The following is a 17,588-nucleotide window of genomic DNA, read 5'->3' on the forward strand; positions in this document are numbered from 1 at the left end:
AATGCAGCCTGACGGGTTCAGTCCGGTGTCACCCGGCCGCGACGGCGATGTGGGGTGCCACCCGCAGCGCGTTGGCTGCGATGGTCAGTGCGGGGTTGAGCGCCGCCGACGACGGGAAGAACGATCCGTCCACGACCCACAGGTTGTCGACGTCGTGACTGCGGCAGTTCGGGTCGAGGACACTCGCCGCCGGATCGGTCCCCGCGACGGCGGTTCCGCACATGTGCGAGTTCGTCGCGATCCCCATCCGTTCGGTGAGGATGATCGGATACCCTGCCCTGCGGACCGCCGCGGAGACCCGGCGGACCAGTTCACGGTGCGGCGCAGTGTTGTTGGGCGTCCAGTCGACGATGATCCGGTCGCCGTCGACGCGGACCCGGTTGCTGCGCGCCGGCAGGTCCTCGGTGGTGAGGTAGATGTCGAGACTGCGATCCACCACCGCCTTCAGCGCCCACATCGGCGCCCAGGGCCGTGCCCCCTTCACGTGCGCGGCCTGCAGTTTGCCGAGCATCTGCAGATTGCCGAGCGGGAATTCGTTGTCCGGGCCGGCGACGTACCAGTCGTTGATGCCCAGCGTCTTCTGCCACGCGGTTGTGTTGGTCCGGAAGGGGTTGACGCCCATGAAGAACGTGCTGTTGTGCACCATGTAGTTCCGGCCCAGCAGTCCCGACGAGTTGCCGAGGCCATCGGGGTTCCGCTCGTCGGCCGAGCGGAGCAGCAGCGCCGCGGTGTTGACCGCGCCCGCCGAAACGACGAACTGGTTGGCGGTGATCCGGATCGTGCGGCCACGGAACTCGGCCTCCGCGGCGACGATTCGCGTGCCCTTCGCGTCGGTGAGCAGACGAGTCACCTTCGCCTCGGTGAGCAGGCGCACCCGCTCCGACTCGAGGGCGGGGCGCAGTGCGCGGTTCTCCGCTTCGCTCTTGTGATCGGTCTGCGACGGGGTGCCGTCCGACGCCGTCGACTGCCGGCGATGCTCCTGCGTGGTCAGGTTCATGCCGTTCGGTGTGTGGAACGGGTGCAGACCCTGCTTGCGCAGCGAGGAGGCGAAACGCTCGATCGTGGGCTCGTGCGGCAGCGGCGGCAACGGGTACGGAGACGACCGCGGCGGTTCCGTCGGATCCTCGCCGTCGCTGCCGTGCACCTGGTAGAGGCGCTCCGCCTCGGCGTAGAACGGTTCGAGGTCGGCGTAGCGGAACGGCCACCTCGGTGAGATGCCGTCGTAGTGCTGTGTCTCCTCGAAATCCGTGACGCGGAAGCGGGGGAGGCTGCCGCCGTAGAACTTCGTGTTGCCGCCCACCCAGTAGTACACCCCGGGCTGGAACGGCTCACCGTTGCTGCCGTCGAACCACGGTTCGGCGGTCTTGTACCGGCCCTCGAGGAACATCTCCGCGGCCTGCGAATTCTCCACCTCGCGGGGGAGGAACCGGCCGCGTTCGACGACCATGACGTCGACGTCCCGATCCCGGAGCGCCCACGCCAGGGTCGAACCACCCATCCCGGACCCGACGACCACGACATCGGCCGTGACCGTGTCGGAGTCGCCCACCTCGACCACCGCGCCCTCGCGCAGCGGTGAATACGCGTCGATCTGATCGTGGCCCGAGGTTCTCACAGGTGCTGTTCCTTGGCTCGGGTCGACCAGTACTCGTCCTGACGTTCGTCGTCGATGTACGCGGGGACGGGGAAGTCCCACCACCCGGGAACCCACGGTCCGGCGGCGTCACGATCCGTCGGGATCTCGATCAGGGCAGGCGCTTTCGAGTCGAAGGCCTTCCGGTACGTGCTCTCGAGGTCGGCTGGGTCGTCCACCCGGAACGATTCGAGGCCGAACGACTGGCCGAGCGCCTTGAAATCGGGGCTGTACGGGGTGCCGTCGGGGCGGTTGAATTCGGTGCCGATGTGCCGGCTGGTCTGCTTGCGCTGGCCGCCCCGGATGGACATGAAGCCGGCGTTGTCCTGGACCACGAACACGACCGGAATGTCGTGCTGCACGCAGACACCGATCTCCTGCGACGTCATGAGGAAGTCGCCGTCACCGAGCACACACGCGACCTGACGGTCGGGGGCGGCGAGCTTGGCGCCGATCGCGGCGGGCACGGCCCAGCCCATCGACGAGAATCCGCCGGAGGTGAGATGCGTGCGCGGGTGATACACCGGGAACGTCTGCTTCACAGCGCCCTGGGTGTTGCCGGAGCCGGCGACGATGATGCCGTCCCGTTCCATCACCGACCGCAGACCGCCGAGGGGGCGTTGCGAGGTGAACGGGAACCGGTCGGAGTCGCGTCGGCCCGCGAGCTTGGCCTCCCACTCCGCCTTCAGCTGTTCGAGTTCGGCGAGGTATTCGGAGCGGTCGGCGCTGCTGCGGGGGAGTGAGGAGACGATCGCGGCGACGGTCGGCTTGGCGTCGGCGACGATGCCGACCTCGGCCGGGTAGTTCTTGCCGATCTCGTGCGGGTCGATGTCGATGTGGATGAGCTTGGCCGGCGGGATCGAGAACGTCACTCCCTGCGCGTAGCTGGAGGAGGACCAGTCGGTGAACCGGCATCCGATGGAGATCACCACGTCGGCGCGAGAGGCGACGGCGTTGCCGACGATCGTGCCGGTCTGGCCGACGCTGCCCGCGAACAGTGCGTGGTCCTCGGGGAATGCGCCCTTGCCGTTCCACGTGGTGACCACGGGGATCTGCCACGCCTCGGCGAGGGCGAGCACCTCGTCGGCCGAGTCGGACGTGATGGCGCCGCCACCGACGACGATCACCGGCCGGCGCGAGTCACGGAGCACGTCGACGGCCTTGTCGATCGCCAGCGGGTCGGGCTGCTGCAGGCCGACCGGCAGCCGTCGCGCGAGGTCGTGCAGGTTCACGTCGGCGGCTTCGGCCTGCACGTCCATCGGCACCTCGATGTGCGCCGGTCCGGGGCGGCCGGTCAGCATGGTGCTGAACGCGCGGTGCATGATGAACGGCAGTTCCTCCACGCGGGTGGCGACCCAGCTGCGCTTCGACACCGCGTCGGTGACCTGCGGAAATCCGTTGTCGGTGTGCCGCTCGAGTTCCTGGAGCAGACCGCGCCCGCGCATGTGGGTGGGCGGCCCGCCGGTGATACACAGCAGACTCGTCGAGTCGCTGTACGCGGTCGCGAGACCGAGCACGGTATTCGCGGCGCCCGCCCCGATCGACGCCACCGCGGCCATCGGCTTACCGGACACCCGGTAGTACCCGTCCGCGAGGTGTGTGGCGCTCTGCTCGTGGTAGACCTGGATGAACGGGATCTCGGATCCCTTCTCCAGGAACGCATCGGTGAGCGACCAGATGCCGTGGCCGGGAATGCCGGTGACGTACTCGACGCCGTACTGCTTCAGGACCTGGGCGACCACCTGCCCGCCGGTCAATTTCGCCATGATCGTGTCTCCTTGCCGTGTCAGTTCGCTACGCGGGCGGCGTAGCGCAGTCCCTGCTTGGTCAGCCGGCGCACGTTCGGCTCCGACAGGTCTTCCGGGGTGTGGCCGATCGAGTGGTAGAAGACGCGGCCGGCGCCCCACTGCCGCACCCACGCCACCGGGCTGCGCAGCCCCTCCAACCAGGGCAGATGCTCGCCGCTGAACTCAGTTTCCGCGAGGACCCGGTTGTTCGGGTCGACGTGCATGTAGTACTGCTCGGACGCGACGGCGAAGTCCTCGACCCCGGCGGTCACCTCGTGCTCGCGGTCGGTGATGCTCACCTTGTACGGCTGCGGGAAAGCTTCTCCCGCAGGGTGCTCGACGAAGTCGCCGCCGAGGAGGAAGTGGTACTTCAGGCTCGCCCGGAACGCGGCCGCGGCGCCGTGCCACGCCGCGACCCCGGTTCCGGCGGCGACGGCGTCGAGCAGGTTCTTCTCCTGCGAATCGCTCAGGTCTTCGGTGGTGAGCGCGTTGTTCCAGCCGAGCACGATCAGGTCGTATCCGGTGAGGTCGCGGTCGAGGGTGAAGATGTCCTGCGACTCCTCGACCTGGTAGTTCAGCTCGGAGAACAATTCGCGTGCCCACGCGGCGATGTCGTACGGATGGTGGCCGGGCCAGCCGCCGTAGAGGTAGAGGACCTTGGTCATGAGTGCTCCCATGGATGGTGAAACCGAAATGGTGAAACGATTAACTTATGGTGGTGAATCGTATCACCGGCTGGAGTGCTGTCAATGGGTGATGTCGAGGGGAGTGCCGGGGAGCGCCCGACCGCGGACTAGGATCGGGCTTCGCCACCTGGTGCGCTTCGGTGTGCAACGGCCGGTCGTGGCCGATGAACGCCGACGAGGGAGTACCACGTGGTCACGATGAAAGACGTCGCGAAGGCGGCCGGAGTGTCGGTCGCCACGGTCTCCTACGCATTCAGCAAATCGTCGAAGGTCTCTGCGACACAACGGGAACGTATCTACTCCGTGGCCGCGGACCTCGGCTACGCCGGGCCGAACATCGCCGGGAGCAGCCTGCGGTCGGGACGGATCGGCGCAGTCGGCGTGATCGTGCCCGACTCCCCGGTGCAAGCGCTGGAGGATCCGTCCGTGACCCTGCTGATGAAGGGCATCGCGGAGATCGGGAACTCCGCCGACATCGCCCTCACCCTGTTCCCGGCCTCGCGCGGTGGCGCCGCGGATTCACCCCCGAACTCGCTGGTCCTGCGTGGACTAGTGGACGGTGTGGTCATCCACAACGTCCCGGACGGGCATCCGCTGGTCGAGGCGATCATCGCGCGGGGTATCCCGGCCGTCGTCGTCGATTCGCCCAGGAGCGCGGGACTGCCTTTCGTGGCCATCGACGACCGGAACGGCGCCTATCTCCAGATGGACCACATCCTGAAGCTGGGCCACCGGCGCATCGGGATCATCGTCGACAAACTCGGCCAGGATTCCGACTGCAGGATGGTCACGGCGGACGATGTCGGTGCGGCGACCGAGCGCAACGCACGCGAACGCCTCGCCGGCTATTTCGACGCGGCCCGCGACCATCACCTCCCGGTGGAGGACCTGTCCATCGTGGTGGCGGGCAACATCGACAGCGACTCCGGTGCCGAGGCCACCCGGATCCTGCTCGACGCCGCACGGCCCACCGCGCTCGTGGCGACGTCCGACGTGCACGCGGTGGCGGCGTGGCAGGTGCTGCGCGAGCGCGGGCTGTCGGTCCCGGACGACATGTCCGTCATCGGTTTCGACGACGCGCCCGTCGCAGAACTTCTCGGTCTCAGCACGATTCATCAGCCGATCGTCGAGAAGGGGCGCGCGGCCGCGACGATCCTGCTCGATCGACTGGGTGGCGGCACCCGCACGCGATCGTTGATGAAGACGTCACTGGTCGTGCGCGCCAGCACCGCCCGGTTGCGGGAATCGTGACCACCACGTGAGTGGGAAAGAGTGCCCGAGCACACTTTCTCACTCACGTGGGGGTCACGCGTGGAAACAATCAACAACGTGCCGGGCGGTCGTTTCCGTGGGACGGTGGACGGGTAGCCGACCGGTGCGGCGGAGTCGACGAGATGACGACGGAGGACCATGAACCCCGAGATCCATCACGAGCCCAGCGAGATCAGCTACGACGAGCAGTTCTACCCGGCGCGCCCGCGGCCGTTGAGACCGTCGGTGCGCCGCGCGGCCAGGGTGGATGCGCAGTCGGGTGAACCGGTGCCGGACAACCCGAAGTATGTGGAGTGGCTGATCAACCAGTCGATCCTGCACGACGCGAAGTTGATCGCGGAGCAGTTGTCCGGCAAAGGCAGCATGTGGCAGAACCCGTATGCCGACCCCAATCCGCGGGCCGCGGTGGAGCGGGGTTCGGTGTGGTTCACGGCGTACCCGATCTCGATCATCACGGCGCCGGGCGCGAGTTTCCTGAGTTCGCTCGGCGACGAATCGCTGTGGCAGGCGTTCTCCGAGATCGGGGTGACGGCGGTGCACACGGGGCCGGTGAAGCAGGCCGGTGGGATCGACGGCTGGCGGGCCACGCCCTCGGTGGACGGCCACTTCGACCGCATCAGCATGCAGATCGACTCGGCGTTCGGGACGGAGGAGGAGTTCCGCAAGCTCTGCGTCGTCGCCGCAGCGTACGACGGCATCGTCATCGACGACATCGTCCCCGGTCACACAGGTAAGGGCGCCGACTTCCGGCTCGCCGAGATGGCGCACGCCGACTATCCGGGCATCTATCACATGGTGGAGATCGAACAGCAGGACTGGCATCTGCTTCCCCGCGTGCCGGAAGGCCGGGACGCGGTGAACATCGACGCCGACACCGAGGCGCAACTCGCCCGCGCCGGGTACATCATCGGGCAACTCCAGCGGGTCATCTTCTACGAACTCGGGGTGAAGGAGACCAACTGGAGTGTCACACCTGCGGTGATGGGGGTGGACGGCGTCGAGCGCAGGTGGGTGTATCTGCACTATTTCAAGGCGGGGCAGCCGTCGATCAACTGGCTCGATCCGTCGTTCGCGGGCATGCGCCTCGTCATCGGCGACGCATGCCATTCCATCGCGGACCTCGGCGCAGGGGCGCTCCGCCTGGACGCCAACGGTTTCCTCGGGGTGGAACGCCGCACCGAGGGCCTTCCCGGCTGGTCGGAGGGGCACCCGCTGTCGGAGGCGGCGAATCACCTCATCGCCAGCATCGTGCGGAAGATGGGCGGATTCACGTTCCAGGAGTTGAACCTCACCATCGACGACATCAAGGCGATGGGCACGACCGGCGCCGACCTGTCGTACGACTTCATCAATCGCCCCGCCTACCACCATGCGCTGGTCATGGGGAACACCGAGTTTCTCCGGTTGACGATGAACCTCGCCCGCGATCACGGCGTCGACGCGGCTTCGCTCGTCCATGCTCTGCAGAACCACGACGAGCTGACGTTCGAGCTGGTCCATTTCGCGACGTTGCACAAGGACGACGAGTTCGACTACGGCGGCGAGTCCGTCACCGGGTCGGACCTCGGTGACCGCATCCGCAAGGACCTGTGCGAGCGGCTCACCGGGCGGTGGGCGCCGTACAACCGCACGTTCACCACGAACGGGATCGCCTGCACGACAGCCAGTGTCATCACCGCCGCGCTGGGCATCCGCGACCTCGACCGGATGGACGCCGCCGACATCGACACCGTCAAGCAGGCCCACCTGCTGCTGGCGATGTTCAACGCACTCCAGCCGGGAGTGTTCGCCCTGTCGGGCTGGGACCTGTGCGGGTTGCTTCCCGTGCCCTCGGAGGATGTCGCCGATCTCCTCGCCGAGGGGGACACCCGCTGGATCAACCGGGGTGCGCACGACCTGATGGGCGTCAACCCGGACGCCGAGCGGTCGGAGTCGGGCATTCCCCGCGGACACAGTCTGTACGGGAGTCTGCCTGTGCAACTGCAGGATCCGACGTCCTTCGCGCGCCGGCTGGCCCGCATCATCGACGTCCGGAACCGATTCGGCATCGCCACCGCCGTCCAGCTCGACGTGCCGACCGTGTCGCACAAGGGGCTGCTCGTGATGGTCCACGAACTGGCAGACGCCAGTTTGGAGGTCACGGTCCTCAACTTCACGTCCGAGGAGATCGCCGCGACCGTCCAGTCGCAGTTCCTGCCGGCGGGCTCGCCTGCGGTCGATCTGTTCACCGACGAACAGATCGGCGCCGTGGACGAGCTGCACAGTTTTCCGATCACCCTCGCGCCGTACGAGGGCGTCCCCGTCGTGGTGCGGCCGGAATCGGCGTGACACGGGTCTTGACTCGGACAACACTTGTCGGAGTAAACTTGGATATGACTTATCCGAGTAAAGGAGTGAAGACGTGAAGATCGTCATTTTCGGGAACGGACTGATCGGACGGCAGGTCGCGGCCACGCTCGGCGAGACCGGGCACGACGTCGTGGCACTCGGCCGCGGCGACGGAATCGACACGACCACCGGCAAGGGTGTCGCGGAGGCTGTCGCGGGAGCCGACGCGGTGGTGGACCTGACCAACTCGCCGTCGTGGGCGGACGACGACGTCCTGGCGTTCTTCCGGGACTCGACGAAGCACATGCTCGCCGCCGAGGAGGCCGCCGGTGTGAGGCACCATGTGGTCCTGTCCATCGTCGGCGCCGACCGGCTTCCCGACTCGGGATACATGCGGGCCAAGGTCGCGCAGGAAGACGTGGTCAAGGCCGGCCCGGTGCCCTACTCGATCGTGCGATCGACCCAGTTCTTCGAGTTCATCGCGGGCATCGCCGACGCCGGGACCGTCGGCGAGACGGTGCACGCGACGCCGGCGCACCTGCAGCCCATCGCCTCGCGTGACGTCGTGTCCCGGGTGGCGGAGGTCGCCGCCGGCGCCCCCTTGAACGGCACCGTCGAGATCGCCGGTCCCGAGCCGCTGGGCATCGACGAACTGGTGCGCCGGCTGTTCGCGTCGACCGGCGACAAGCGGTCCGTGACGACCGATCCCGCCGCCGGCTACTTCGGTGCGCAACTCGACGACGCGGCCATCACGCCGACACCCGGCGCCGGCGCCTGGATCGCCCCGACCACCCTGGACGAATGGTTGCGCAAATAGGGTCGTGAGCATGAAGATTTCCGGTGGTGTGGAGTGGTCGCTCCATTGCTGCGTCGTGCTCAGCCAGGCCGAGGGTCCGGTGCCGACCGCGCGGCTGGCAGACCTGCACGGCGTGTCGAAGTCCTATCTCGCCAAGCACCTGCAGTCGCTGGCACGGGCCGGTCTCGTCCACCCGACCGAGGGCCGCGACGGCGGGTACGTCCTCACCCGCGCCCCCGGCGACATCACGGTGCTCGACGTCGTGCAGGCGGTCGACGGCGATGCGCCGGCATTTCGGTGCACCGAGATCCGCCAGCAGGGGCTGCTCGCCGCGCCACCGGAACAGTGCACGACCCCCTGCGGCATCGCGAAGGTCATGGCCGACGCCGAGCGTGCGTGGCGGAACACGCTGTCGGGTGTGACGATCGCCGATCTCGCGGCGACGCTGGACGTCACCGTTCTCAAAGCGACACTGGAGGCTTCCGGATAGTCCCTGTTGCCCCGGAGCGCGACCTCGGCGAAGACTGATCTCATGGCCGGCACACGGGGCGATGCCGAGTACCACCGGCTGCGGACCCCACGGGCCGCAGCCGTCGCCGGCGTCGTCTTCGGCGTCCTGTTCGCCTCCAGCATCGTCCTGCTGCGCAGCGCACTGCCGGGCGCCGCGGGCACCCCGTGGGTGAGTCACCAGACTCAGATCACGGCGGCCCTGGTCCTCGCACCCTTCGCGGGCATCGCGTTCCTGTGGTTCATCGGCGTCGTTCGCGACCGGCTCGGAGACCTCGAAGACCGATTCTTCTCGACCGTCTTCCTGGGCAGCGGGCTGTTGTTCCTCTCGACGACCTTCGTGTCGATGGCACTCGCCGGTGGAATGCTCGCCATATCCCGGCTGCCCAACGCTCCGCAGAACGACCTCGTCTACTTCGGTCGGGAGGTGATGTTGCATATGAACAACGTCTACGGAGTTCGCATGGCCGGGGTGTTCATGATCTCGCTGGGGACCATCTGGCTCCGCACCGGGCTGATGCCGCGATGGCTGGCCGTCGCCACCTACGTGCTGTCACTCACGCTCCTGGTGGTCGTCAGCTTCAGTCTCTGGGTGACGCTGGTGTTTCCGGCGTGGGTGATGGTGATCAGCGTGTACATCCTCACCGTGGACCGACCGGCGTCGGTGCCGCCGGACTGACGCCGGTCGGCGGCAGGAGGTTCTCACCCGGTGCGGGTGATGTGGCCGGGACGTCCCGCGAGCATCGTCAGGATTGCGATTCCCCCGATGCTGCGAGGAGAGACAGATGACGGACGCGAAACCCAACATTCTGGTCATCTGGGGCGACGACATCGGTATCACCAATCTCAGCTGCTACAGCGACGGGCTGATGGGCTACCGCACACCGAACATCGACCGCCTCGCCGACGAGGGGATGAGGTTCACCGATTCCTACGGGGAACAGAGCTGCACGGCGGGCCGCGCGTCGTTCATCACCGGGCAGAGCGTGTACCGGACCGGCATGAGCAAGGTGGGAATCCCGGGAGTCGACGTCGGATTGTCCCCGGAGGACCCCACCATCGCCGAGCTGCTCAAGCCCCTCGGATACGCCACCGGGCAGTTCGGGAAGAACCATCTCGGCGACCTGAACAAATATCTGCCGACCGTCCACGGTTTCGACGAGTTCTTCGGCAACCTCTATCACCTCAACGCCGAGGAAGAACCCGAACTGCCGGACTATCCCAGCGCGCAGGACTATCCCAAACTGCACGAGGTGATGATGCCGCGCGGCGTCCTCCACTGCTGGGCCACCGAGGAAGATGCCGGCGAGGTCGATCCGCGGTACGGGCCGTTCGGGAAGCAGCGTATCGAGGACACGGGGCCGCTGACCAAGAAGCGCATGGAGACCATCGACGACGAGACGGTTTCCGCGGCAATCGACTTCATCACGCGGCAGAAGGAAGCGGACACCCCGTTCTTCGTGTGGATGAACACGACGCACATGCACCTGCGGACCCACACCAAACCGGAGAGCGTCGGGCAGGCCGGGCACTGGCAGTCGCCGTACCACGACACGATGGTCGATCACGACAAGCATGTCGGCCAGTTGCTCGACGCCGTCGACGAACTGGGTCTTGCCGAGAACACCATCGTCATCTACAGCACCGACAACGGCCCGCACGCGAACACGTGGCCGGACGGCGCGACCACCCCGTTCCGCAGTGAGAAGGACACCAACTGGGAGGGCGCATTCCGCGTCCCGGAAGTGATCCGATGGCCGGGCAAGATTCCCGCCGGCGTGGTCTCCAACGAGATCGTTCAGCACCACGACTGGCTGCCCACCTTCCTCGCCGCCGCGGGTGCACCCGAGGTCGTCGAGCAACTGAAGACCGGTCACGAGGCCGGCGACAAGACGTTCAAGGCGCACATCGACGGCTACAACCTGCTCCCGTATCTCACCGGTGAGGTCGAGAAGTCCCCGCGGCGGGGGATGGTCTATTTCTCCGACGACTGCGATGTGCTGGGCATCCGGTTCGACAATTGGAAGATCGTGTTCATGGAGCAGCGGGCGCAGGGCACCCTCGGACTGTGGGCGGAGCCGTTCACCCCACTGCGGCTACCGAAACTGTTCAACCTGCGCACCGACCCGTTCGAGCGGGCCGACATCACGTCGAACACCTACTGGGACTGGTTCCTCGACCACGACTACATCGCGATCTACGGAACGGTCATCACGACGCAATTCCTCGAGACGTTCAAGGAGTTTCCTCCGCGACAGGAGCCGGCGAGCTTCACGATCGACCACGCGGTGGCGAAGCTGCACGCCTTCCTGTCGAAGGACTGACCGGGATGGGTGCCGGACTGGGTGGTTCCTGGGCGGACGGATCGACGCGGTCCGCGATCGAGGACTTCGTCGGACGGGTGACGGCGCGGGGTCCGGACTTCGTCGAGCCTGCGGACCGGGTCGCCGTCTTCGACAACGACGGCACACTGTGGTGCGAGAAGCCGATGCCGATCCAACTCGACTTCACGATCCGGCGCTTGGCCGAGATGGCCGCTGCCGATCCCGATCTGCAGCAGACGCAGCCCTGGAAGGCCGCGCACGAGCACGACCTGACATGGCTCGGCGCCGCGATGGTCAAGCACTATCACGGCGACGACGCGGATCTGAAGCTGCTGATGGGTGCGATCACCCGGGCGTTCGACGAGGTCAGCGTCGAGGACTACGACGCCCGCGTCACCGCATTCTTCGACGGGGCGGACCATCCGACGCTCGGTCGCCCGTACCGGGGCTGCGGATACGCACCGATGGTCGAACTGCTGCGCTACCTGGAGGCGAACGAATTCACGATCTACATCGCGTCCGGCGGTGACCGGGACTTCATGCGCCCGATCGCCGGGCAGCTCTACGGGGTGCCGCCGGAACGGATCATCGGCAGCGCACTCGGCTTGACCTACAGCGCCGAGGAGGGCCGAACGGAGCTGCTCTACAAGGCTGCGATGGACTTCTTCGACGACGGACCGGAGAAACCGGTCCGGATCTGGAGCAGGATCGGGCGTCGGCCGATCCTGTCGGTCGGCAACTCCAACGGCGACCTGCCGATGCTGGCGTTCTCCGGGCTACCCGACCGCCCGTCACTGCGGGTGCTGATCCTGCACGACGACGCCGATCGCGAATTCGACTACGTCGCCGGCGCCGAGCAGGCCCTCGAAGAGGCACGAGCGAACAACTGGACCGTGGTAAGCATGAAGAACGATTGGACGAGCGTCTTCTCGCCGGCCGTCACCTGAGCAGTCGGAAGGGGAGACTTCGTGGACACCGTGACCGTTTCCGACGTCCGTCGCATTCCCGCCCAGACGTTCACCATGGGCTCGGATCGGCACTATCCGGAAGAGGGTCCGGCGCATCGGGTGGCGGTCGACACGTTCGCGATCGAGGCGTACCCGGTCACCAACGAACAGTTCACGACGTTCGTCCACGACACCGGTTACGTCACGGTCGCCGAGCGTCCACTGGACCCCGCCGACTTTCCCGGGGCGCCTGCGGAGAATCTGCAACCCGGATCGATGGTGTTCACCCCCACTCGCGGACCGGTCGATCTCCGTCACCTGAGCCAGTGGTGGACCTGGACGGTCGGCGCGTCCTGGCAGCACCCCACCGGGCCGGCGTCGACGATCGCCGGCCGCGAACGGCATCCCGTCGTCCACGTCGCCCACGAGGACGCGGCCGCGTACGCACAGTGGGCCGGACGGTCCCTCCCCACCGAGGCACAGTGGGAGGCCGCGGCGCGCGGCGGTCTCGACCAGGCCGAATTCACCTGGGGCGACACCCCGGACGCCGAGTCCCCGCCGCCGGCGAACTACTGGCACGGGGACTTCCCGTGGCGCGCCGACTCCGGGTACGGCACCACGACCGCGGTCGGTAGCTATCGGCCCAACGACTACGGTCTGTTCGACATGGCGGGAAACGTGTGGGAGTGGACCGACGACTGGTACGCCGATCGGCACGACGACGCCGCGGAGTCGTGCTGTGCGCCGCGCAATCCGCGTGGACCCGGCATGGCGGAGAGCTTCGACCCGCGCCAACCCCAGTTCCGGGTTCCGCGGCGGGTGATCAAGGGTGGATCGTTCCTCTGCGCCGACACCTACTGCCGCCGGTACCGGCCCGCGGCGCGGCGGCCGCAGATGGTCGACACCGGGATGAGCCACATCGGATTCCGCTGCGTCGAGGCCGTGTCGGGGTCAGAGTAGAACCAGCACGGCGAGGAGCGCGAGCAGTGTGACGACGCTGGAGGTGACGACGGCGGCGAACGTCGCCGGCGCGAATACCCCGGATTCGATCTGCCTGCTGATGACCCGGTATCGGTAGGTGCCGTAGGCGGATACCAGCAGGCCCGCGCCGATCAGGATGAATCCGGCGGCAATGGCGTGGTCGCCGCGGTGCGGGGCGAACTTCGCCACCGCCACACCGAGTGCGGCGACACTGATGCCGGTGCGATGCCACGCGAGGTAGGTGCGCTCGTTCGCGAGGTGGTCGCGCGCGGTGCTGCCCGTGTTCGGCTGGGTGGGGCCGAAGATGTCGCGACTCATGCGCCGCCGCCCAGGAACCCGATCTCCGCCAGGCTCGACTGGAATCCGGATTCGACCGGGGACAGGCCCGAGATCCACACGAGGACGCGGGTGGTGGGTGCGGGCGTCCGGGCGGCGATCCGGGTGACTCCGGGCGCGAGCGTGGCGGCGCCGAGCAACTGGGTGTGGCCGATGTTGGCCCAGGCGGCGGGCGCGGTCCGGATCTCGACCCTGGTGCCCGGCGTCGGTGATTCGATCCAGACGGTCCGCAGATCGACGGGCTCGGGGAACGACACGATCAGACCCACGCCGCCCTTCGTCGGCGGCAATTGCTGCGGGTAGCGGTCGGTGGCCCAGAACGTTGCCGGGTTCGCGTCGACCGCGAGCGACGCCCTCGTCCCGTTGTCCGGGAAGTGCTGGGGAGAGTAGACGGTCGCGGACGACGGGATCAGCGGTGTCGGGTCGGGTTCCGGTGCGGGCGCGATCTCGCTGAGCGTGCTGTCCGCGACGGCCGCGGGCGGGGCGTCCGACGCGGTGAACGCGGTGCCGATCGCCCACCCGGCGGCGCCGAGGGCGACGACCACGGCGAGCGCGGCGCTCATCGCGGGAAGCGGCGTCCTCGGTCGGGCCGACCGGTCGTCGGGCTTCGGGCGGACCTTCTTCTTCGGGGCGAACGCGGGAGCCGACCGAGCCCGCGCGTCGGCCAGCATCCGGTCGAGGGCGTCGACCACCGCCTGCGCGGTGTCCATTCCGGGTTGCCGGGTCAGGGCGTTCACGGCCACGTCGGACAGCCGCCGGGGAATCGTGGGTCGCACCCGATGCGGCGGGACGACGGAACCGTCACCCCGACGGCCGGCCGGGGGAAGTCCGGCCGCGAGGGTCTCGCCGGACGAAGGCAGCGGCCACGTGCCGAGCAACAACGCGTACAGCAGCGCGCCGAGGCCGGCGACGTCGTCGGCCGTGCTGTCGTCGGCAAGGGTGGCGGGGAAGGCGAGGACCGCGAGCCCCTCCCGGGAGATCCGCACCCGGTTGGGATGATCGAGCGAGATGCGGGCGCCGAAATGATGTGCGTCCGCGGTGGCGGCGGCGAGGTCGCGCACGATGCGCGCAGCGTCCAACGGCCGCGGAACCGTGCGCGCGACATCCGCGACACGCCATCCGGGCGTCCATTCCGCGACCACGGCGATCCGGTCGCCGACCGCCGCGATGTCGTAGACCTGCGCGATCCGCCCCTCGTGGCTGAAGCTGGTCCCCGTGGTGTTCCGGCAGAACCGGGAAACCGGATCCGGACGGGTGTCGGTGGCGCGGAGATGGGCGGCGTCGACGAGGCTGAGCGAGACGTCCCTGCACAGTTCGGTGTCGTGCGCGTGCCACCACTGCACCCAGCCGGGTCCGGCGAATCGTCCGAGGAGTGTGTATCGAGTGGCGACGAGCATGCCCGGGGCGAACGGACCCCCGTCCTGCGGCGAATGCGGCGGGACCCCGGACACCGGCACTGCTGTCATCTACTCTCCCCGACCCCGAAAACTCCTGTCAGGCAACCGTCACCCGGCAGCAGAGCAGACGTTCGCAGCACCGGGCCTCACCCTGATCATCCTCGGATGCGGCGCGAATCGTGTGCTTTTCGGCCGACCTAGCCGAGGACGTGCTCCGCGTAGCGCGCGACCGCGAGCACGAGGTCGTCCGAATGCCGGGGGCCGATGATCTGCAGGCCCACCGGCAGACCCGCCGCGGTGCGACCGACCGGGATGCTGATCGCCGGTTGCTGCGTCAGGTTGAACGGGTACGTGAACGGCGTCCACTGCGGCCAGCCGGTGAGGTCGCTGCCCGGCGGCACGTCGTACCCCGCCTCGAAAGCCGGAATGGGGACGGTCGGTGTGAGCAGGACGTTGTGCATCAGATGGAATTTTCCCATCGTGATGCCGATGTCCGCGGCGACCGCGCGAGCGTCGAGATAGTCGACCGCGCTGAACTTCTCGCCCCGTTCCCAGACCTTGCCGAGGCCCGGGTCGACCTTGTCGCGTGCCCCGTCCGGGAAGTTCTTCAGCATGGCCGCGGCCCCGGCCGCCCACAGCAGTTCGAAGGCGTCGATCGGATCGCCGAACCCGGGGTCGGCGGCGGTGACCGGCAGACCCGCGGCGTCGATCGCCTGCACCGCCCGGTCGACGATCGCCCGGACCTCCGGATCGACGGTCACGTAGCCGAGCGTGGGGGAGTACGCGACGCCGAGTCCGACCACGTCGCGGCCGATCTCGCCGCGGAAGGTGGTCGGGAACGGGGCGAGCGACGTGGGGTCGCGCGGGTCGGGCAGCGCCAGGATGTCCATCAGCAGCGCCGCGTCCTCGACTGTGCGGGTGATCGGGCCGGCATGCGCCAGCGGCCCGAAGGGGCTCGCCGGGAACAGGGGGATCCGACCGTGGGTGGGCTTGAAACCGACGACGCCGCAGAACGACGCGGGGATCCGCACACTGCCGCCGCCGTCGGTGCCGACGGAGCAGGGGCCGAGACCCGCCGCGACCGCCGCGGCACTGCCGCCCGACGAACCACCGGCCGTCTTGGTCGGGTCGGCGGGGTTGCGCGTGATGCCGCACAAGGCGCTGTCGGTGACGGCCTTCCACGCGATCTCGGGGGTCGTGGTCTTGCCGAGGAACACCATCCCGTCCTCGCGCAGCCGGGCGGCCACGGGACTGTCGACGTCCCACGGCTGGTCCTCGTCGACGGCCTGCGATCCGCGGAGCGTCGGCCAGCCGTCGGTGAGGAAGATGTCCTTGATGGAGATCGGGACGCCGTCGAGCAGTCCCTTGGAGTAGCCGGTGTTCCAGCGCTCCTCGGACTTGCGGGCCTGCGCGAGCGCCCGCTCCTCGTCGACGAGGCAGTAGGAGTTGATGTCGCGATCACGCTCGGTGATGGCGTCGAGCATCGCCTGCGTGGCTTCCACCGGCGAAAGTTCTCCGGACGAGTAGGCCGTGACCAGTTCGACGGCGGTCATGTCGGTGGGATTCATGAGAACTCCTTCAGCCTGGACGTTCGGGCCCTGTCATCATCGGCTCGGTACGTACCCGAGGTGCTTGTCAACTACGTTCTCGAGCGGGTACCCCGTCACCCAGCGTTCGAAATTGTCGGTGAACACGGTGACGAGGTCGTCGCGCCAGCCGGCGAAGTCGCCGGAATTGTGGGGCGTGATCGACACGTTCGGCATGTCCCAGAGCGGATGGTCCGCGGGGAGCGGTTCCGTGTCGAACACGTCGAGCGCGGCGCCCGCGATCGTTCCTGCCCGCAGTGCGGCGACGAGGTCGTCGGTGCGCACGAGCTCACCCCGTCCGACGTTGACGAACCGGGCGCCCGGCTTCATCGCGGCGAACGTCGTATCGCGGAACAGGTGGCGGGTCTGCTCGGTGAGCGGGGCCACCGCGATCACGTAATCGGCGACGGCGAGTTGCTGCGGCAGATCTTCGGTGGCGGTGACCGTCCCGAAGTCGGGATCGGCACCCCGGGCGGTGCGACCCGATCCGCTGACCTTCATCCCCGCGGCGCGGAGAAGCCGAGCGATGGCGCGGCCGATGGGTCCGGTGCCGACGATCAGGGCGGTGCGGCCCGCGATTCGTTCGGATTCGCGGTGCTGCCACGTGTGGGACTGCTGCAGTCGCAGCGAACCCGGCAGATCCTTCGCGAAGGAGAGGATCTGGGCGAGCACGTATTCGGCGATCGCGCCGTCGAACACGCCGCGGGAGTTGGTGATCGTGACGTCGCTGTCGCGGGCCTCGGGGAACATGACGGGATCGACGCCGGCCGCGGCGATGTGCAGCCACTGCAGGGAACCGGCGGCATGCCACGCTCCGGGCACCGCATCGGTGAGGAAGTCGTAGAGGAACAGCACGTCCGCGCCGTCGAGGGCGTCGCTCAGCCCCGCCTTGCCGGTGTAGCGAACTTCGGCACGGGACGCGACCGGTGCCATGAGTTCGTCGCTCGGCAGAACGTGGGCATGTAGCACCGCGACGATCGGGTTCCGACTCACGTTGACACCGTAAGA

15 protein-coding genes are annotated in these 17,588 nt (G+C 67.9%); 8 read left to right on the forward strand and 7 right to left on the reverse strand.

Going from position 1 to position 17,588, the window contains the following annotated elements; genetic code table 11:
• Positions 1-28: 28 nt before the first annotated feature.
• Genes ACFU5V_RS00990 through ACFU5V_RS01000 form a run of 3 tightly spaced genes read right to left on the reverse strand, consistent with a single transcriptional unit; the run spans position 29 to position 4,085 of the window.
• Positions 29-1,615, reverse strand: coding sequence for a GMC oxidoreductase (locus ACFU5V_RS00990; RefSeq protein WP_378696109.1), 1,587 nt, complete (start codon positions 1,613-1,615; stop codon positions 29-31).
• Positions 1,612-3,399 carry a thiamine pyrophosphate-binding protein gene (locus ACFU5V_RS00995; protein WP_378432224.1) on the reverse strand — a complete coding sequence of 596 codons (1,788 nt, stop codon included), beginning with the start codon at positions 3,397-3,399 and terminating at the stop codon, positions 1,612-1,614. Before ACFU5V_RS00995 ends, ACFU5V_RS00990 begins: the two co-directional genes overlap by 4 nt.
• Positions 3,400-3,419: 20 nt before the next feature.
• Positions 3,420-4,085 carry a ThuA domain-containing protein gene (locus ACFU5V_RS01000; protein ID WP_378432222.1) on the reverse strand — a complete coding sequence of 222 codons (666 nt, stop codon included), beginning with the start codon at positions 4,083-4,085 and terminating at the stop codon, positions 3,420-3,422.
• A 210-nt stretch (positions 4,086-4,295) separates the two neighbouring features.
• Between ACFU5V_RS01000 and ACFU5V_RS01005 the strand changes: the two genes are divergently transcribed.
• The 8 genes from ACFU5V_RS01005 (at position 4,296) to ACFU5V_RS01040 (ending at position 13,240) form a co-directional block, all read left to right on the forward strand.
• The gene (locus ACFU5V_RS01005) at positions 4,296-5,357 is read left to right on the forward strand and encodes a LacI family DNA-binding transcriptional regulator (RefSeq protein ID WP_378696111.1); all 1,062 of its coding nucleotides are present in this window, start codon (positions 4,296-4,298) and stop codon (positions 5,355-5,357) included.
• A 159-nt stretch (positions 5,358-5,516) separates the two neighbouring features.
• Positions 5,517-7,706, forward strand: coding sequence for a maltose alpha-D-glucosyltransferase (gene treS / locus ACFU5V_RS01010; RefSeq protein WP_378696113.1), 2,190 nt, complete (start codon positions 5,517-5,519; stop codon positions 7,704-7,706).
• A gap of 73 nt (positions 7,707-7,779) precedes the next feature.
• Positions 7,780-8,523 carry an SDR family oxidoreductase gene (locus ACFU5V_RS01015; RefSeq protein ID WP_378432217.1) on the forward strand — a complete coding sequence of 248 codons (744 nt, stop codon included), beginning with the start codon at positions 7,780-7,782 and terminating at the stop codon, positions 8,521-8,523.
• 10 nt (positions 8,524-8,533) lie between these two features.
• Entirely contained in the window at positions 8,534-8,992 is a 459-nt protein-coding gene (locus ACFU5V_RS01020; protein ID WP_218272333.1) for an Rrf2 family transcriptional regulator, read from the forward strand.
• Positions 8,993-9,034: 42 nt separating this feature from the next.
• Positions 9,035-9,688 (forward strand): hypothetical protein, encoded by a 654-nt coding sequence (locus ACFU5V_RS01025; protein WP_378432216.1) that lies wholly within the window; start codon positions 9,035-9,037, stop codon positions 9,686-9,688.
• A gap of 106 nt (positions 9,689-9,794) precedes the next feature.
• Positions 9,795-11,333: an arylsulfatase gene (locus ACFU5V_RS01030; protein ID WP_378432215.1), complete on the forward strand. Its 1,539-nt coding sequence runs from the start codon at positions 9,795-9,797 to the stop codon at positions 11,331-11,333.
• Between the two features lie 5 nt (positions 11,334-11,338).
• Positions 11,339-12,280, forward strand: a complete 942-nt coding sequence (locus ACFU5V_RS01035) for an HAD family hydrolase (RefSeq protein WP_378696115.1) — start codon at positions 11,339-11,341, stop codon at positions 12,278-12,280.
• A 75-nt stretch (positions 12,281-12,355) separates the two neighbouring features.
• Positions 12,356-13,240, forward strand: a complete 885-nt coding sequence (locus ACFU5V_RS01040) for a formylglycine-generating enzyme family protein (RefSeq protein WP_378696733.1) — start codon at positions 12,356-12,358, stop codon at positions 13,238-13,240.
• Here the strand turns inward: ACFU5V_RS01040 and ACFU5V_RS01045 are convergent.
• The 4 genes from ACFU5V_RS01045 to ACFU5V_RS01060 form a co-directional block, all read right to left on the reverse strand.
• Positions 13,232-13,579 carry a YidH family protein gene (locus ACFU5V_RS01045; RefSeq protein ID WP_095863124.1) on the reverse strand — a complete coding sequence of 116 codons (348 nt, stop codon included), beginning with the start codon at positions 13,577-13,579 and terminating at the stop codon, positions 13,232-13,234. The genes ACFU5V_RS01040 and ACFU5V_RS01045 overlap by 9 nt on opposite strands.
• On the reverse strand, positions 13,576-15,063 hold the full coding sequence (locus ACFU5V_RS01050) for a hypothetical protein (RefSeq protein ID WP_378696117.1): 1,488 nt from the start codon (positions 15,061-15,063) through the stop codon (positions 13,576-13,578). Before ACFU5V_RS01050 ends, ACFU5V_RS01045 begins: the two co-directional genes overlap by 4 nt.
• Before the next feature lie 128 nt (positions 15,064-15,191).
• Positions 15,192-16,562, reverse strand: a complete 1,371-nt coding sequence (locus ACFU5V_RS01055; RefSeq protein WP_378440425.1) for an amidase — start codon at positions 16,560-16,562, stop codon at positions 15,192-15,194.
• 36 nt (positions 16,563-16,598) lie between these two features.
• A complete protein-coding gene (locus ACFU5V_RS01060; protein WP_378696119.1) occupies positions 16,599-17,573 on the reverse strand; it encodes a D-2-hydroxyacid dehydrogenase in 975 nt (324 codons plus the stop codon).
• Positions 17,574-17,588: the final 15 nt, after the last annotated feature.

The sequence above is a fragment of the Rhodococcus sp. NPDC057529 genome, from assembly GCF_042802055.1.
GTDB lineage: Bacteria > Actinomycetota > Actinomycetes > Mycobacteriales > Mycobacteriaceae > Rhodococcus_F.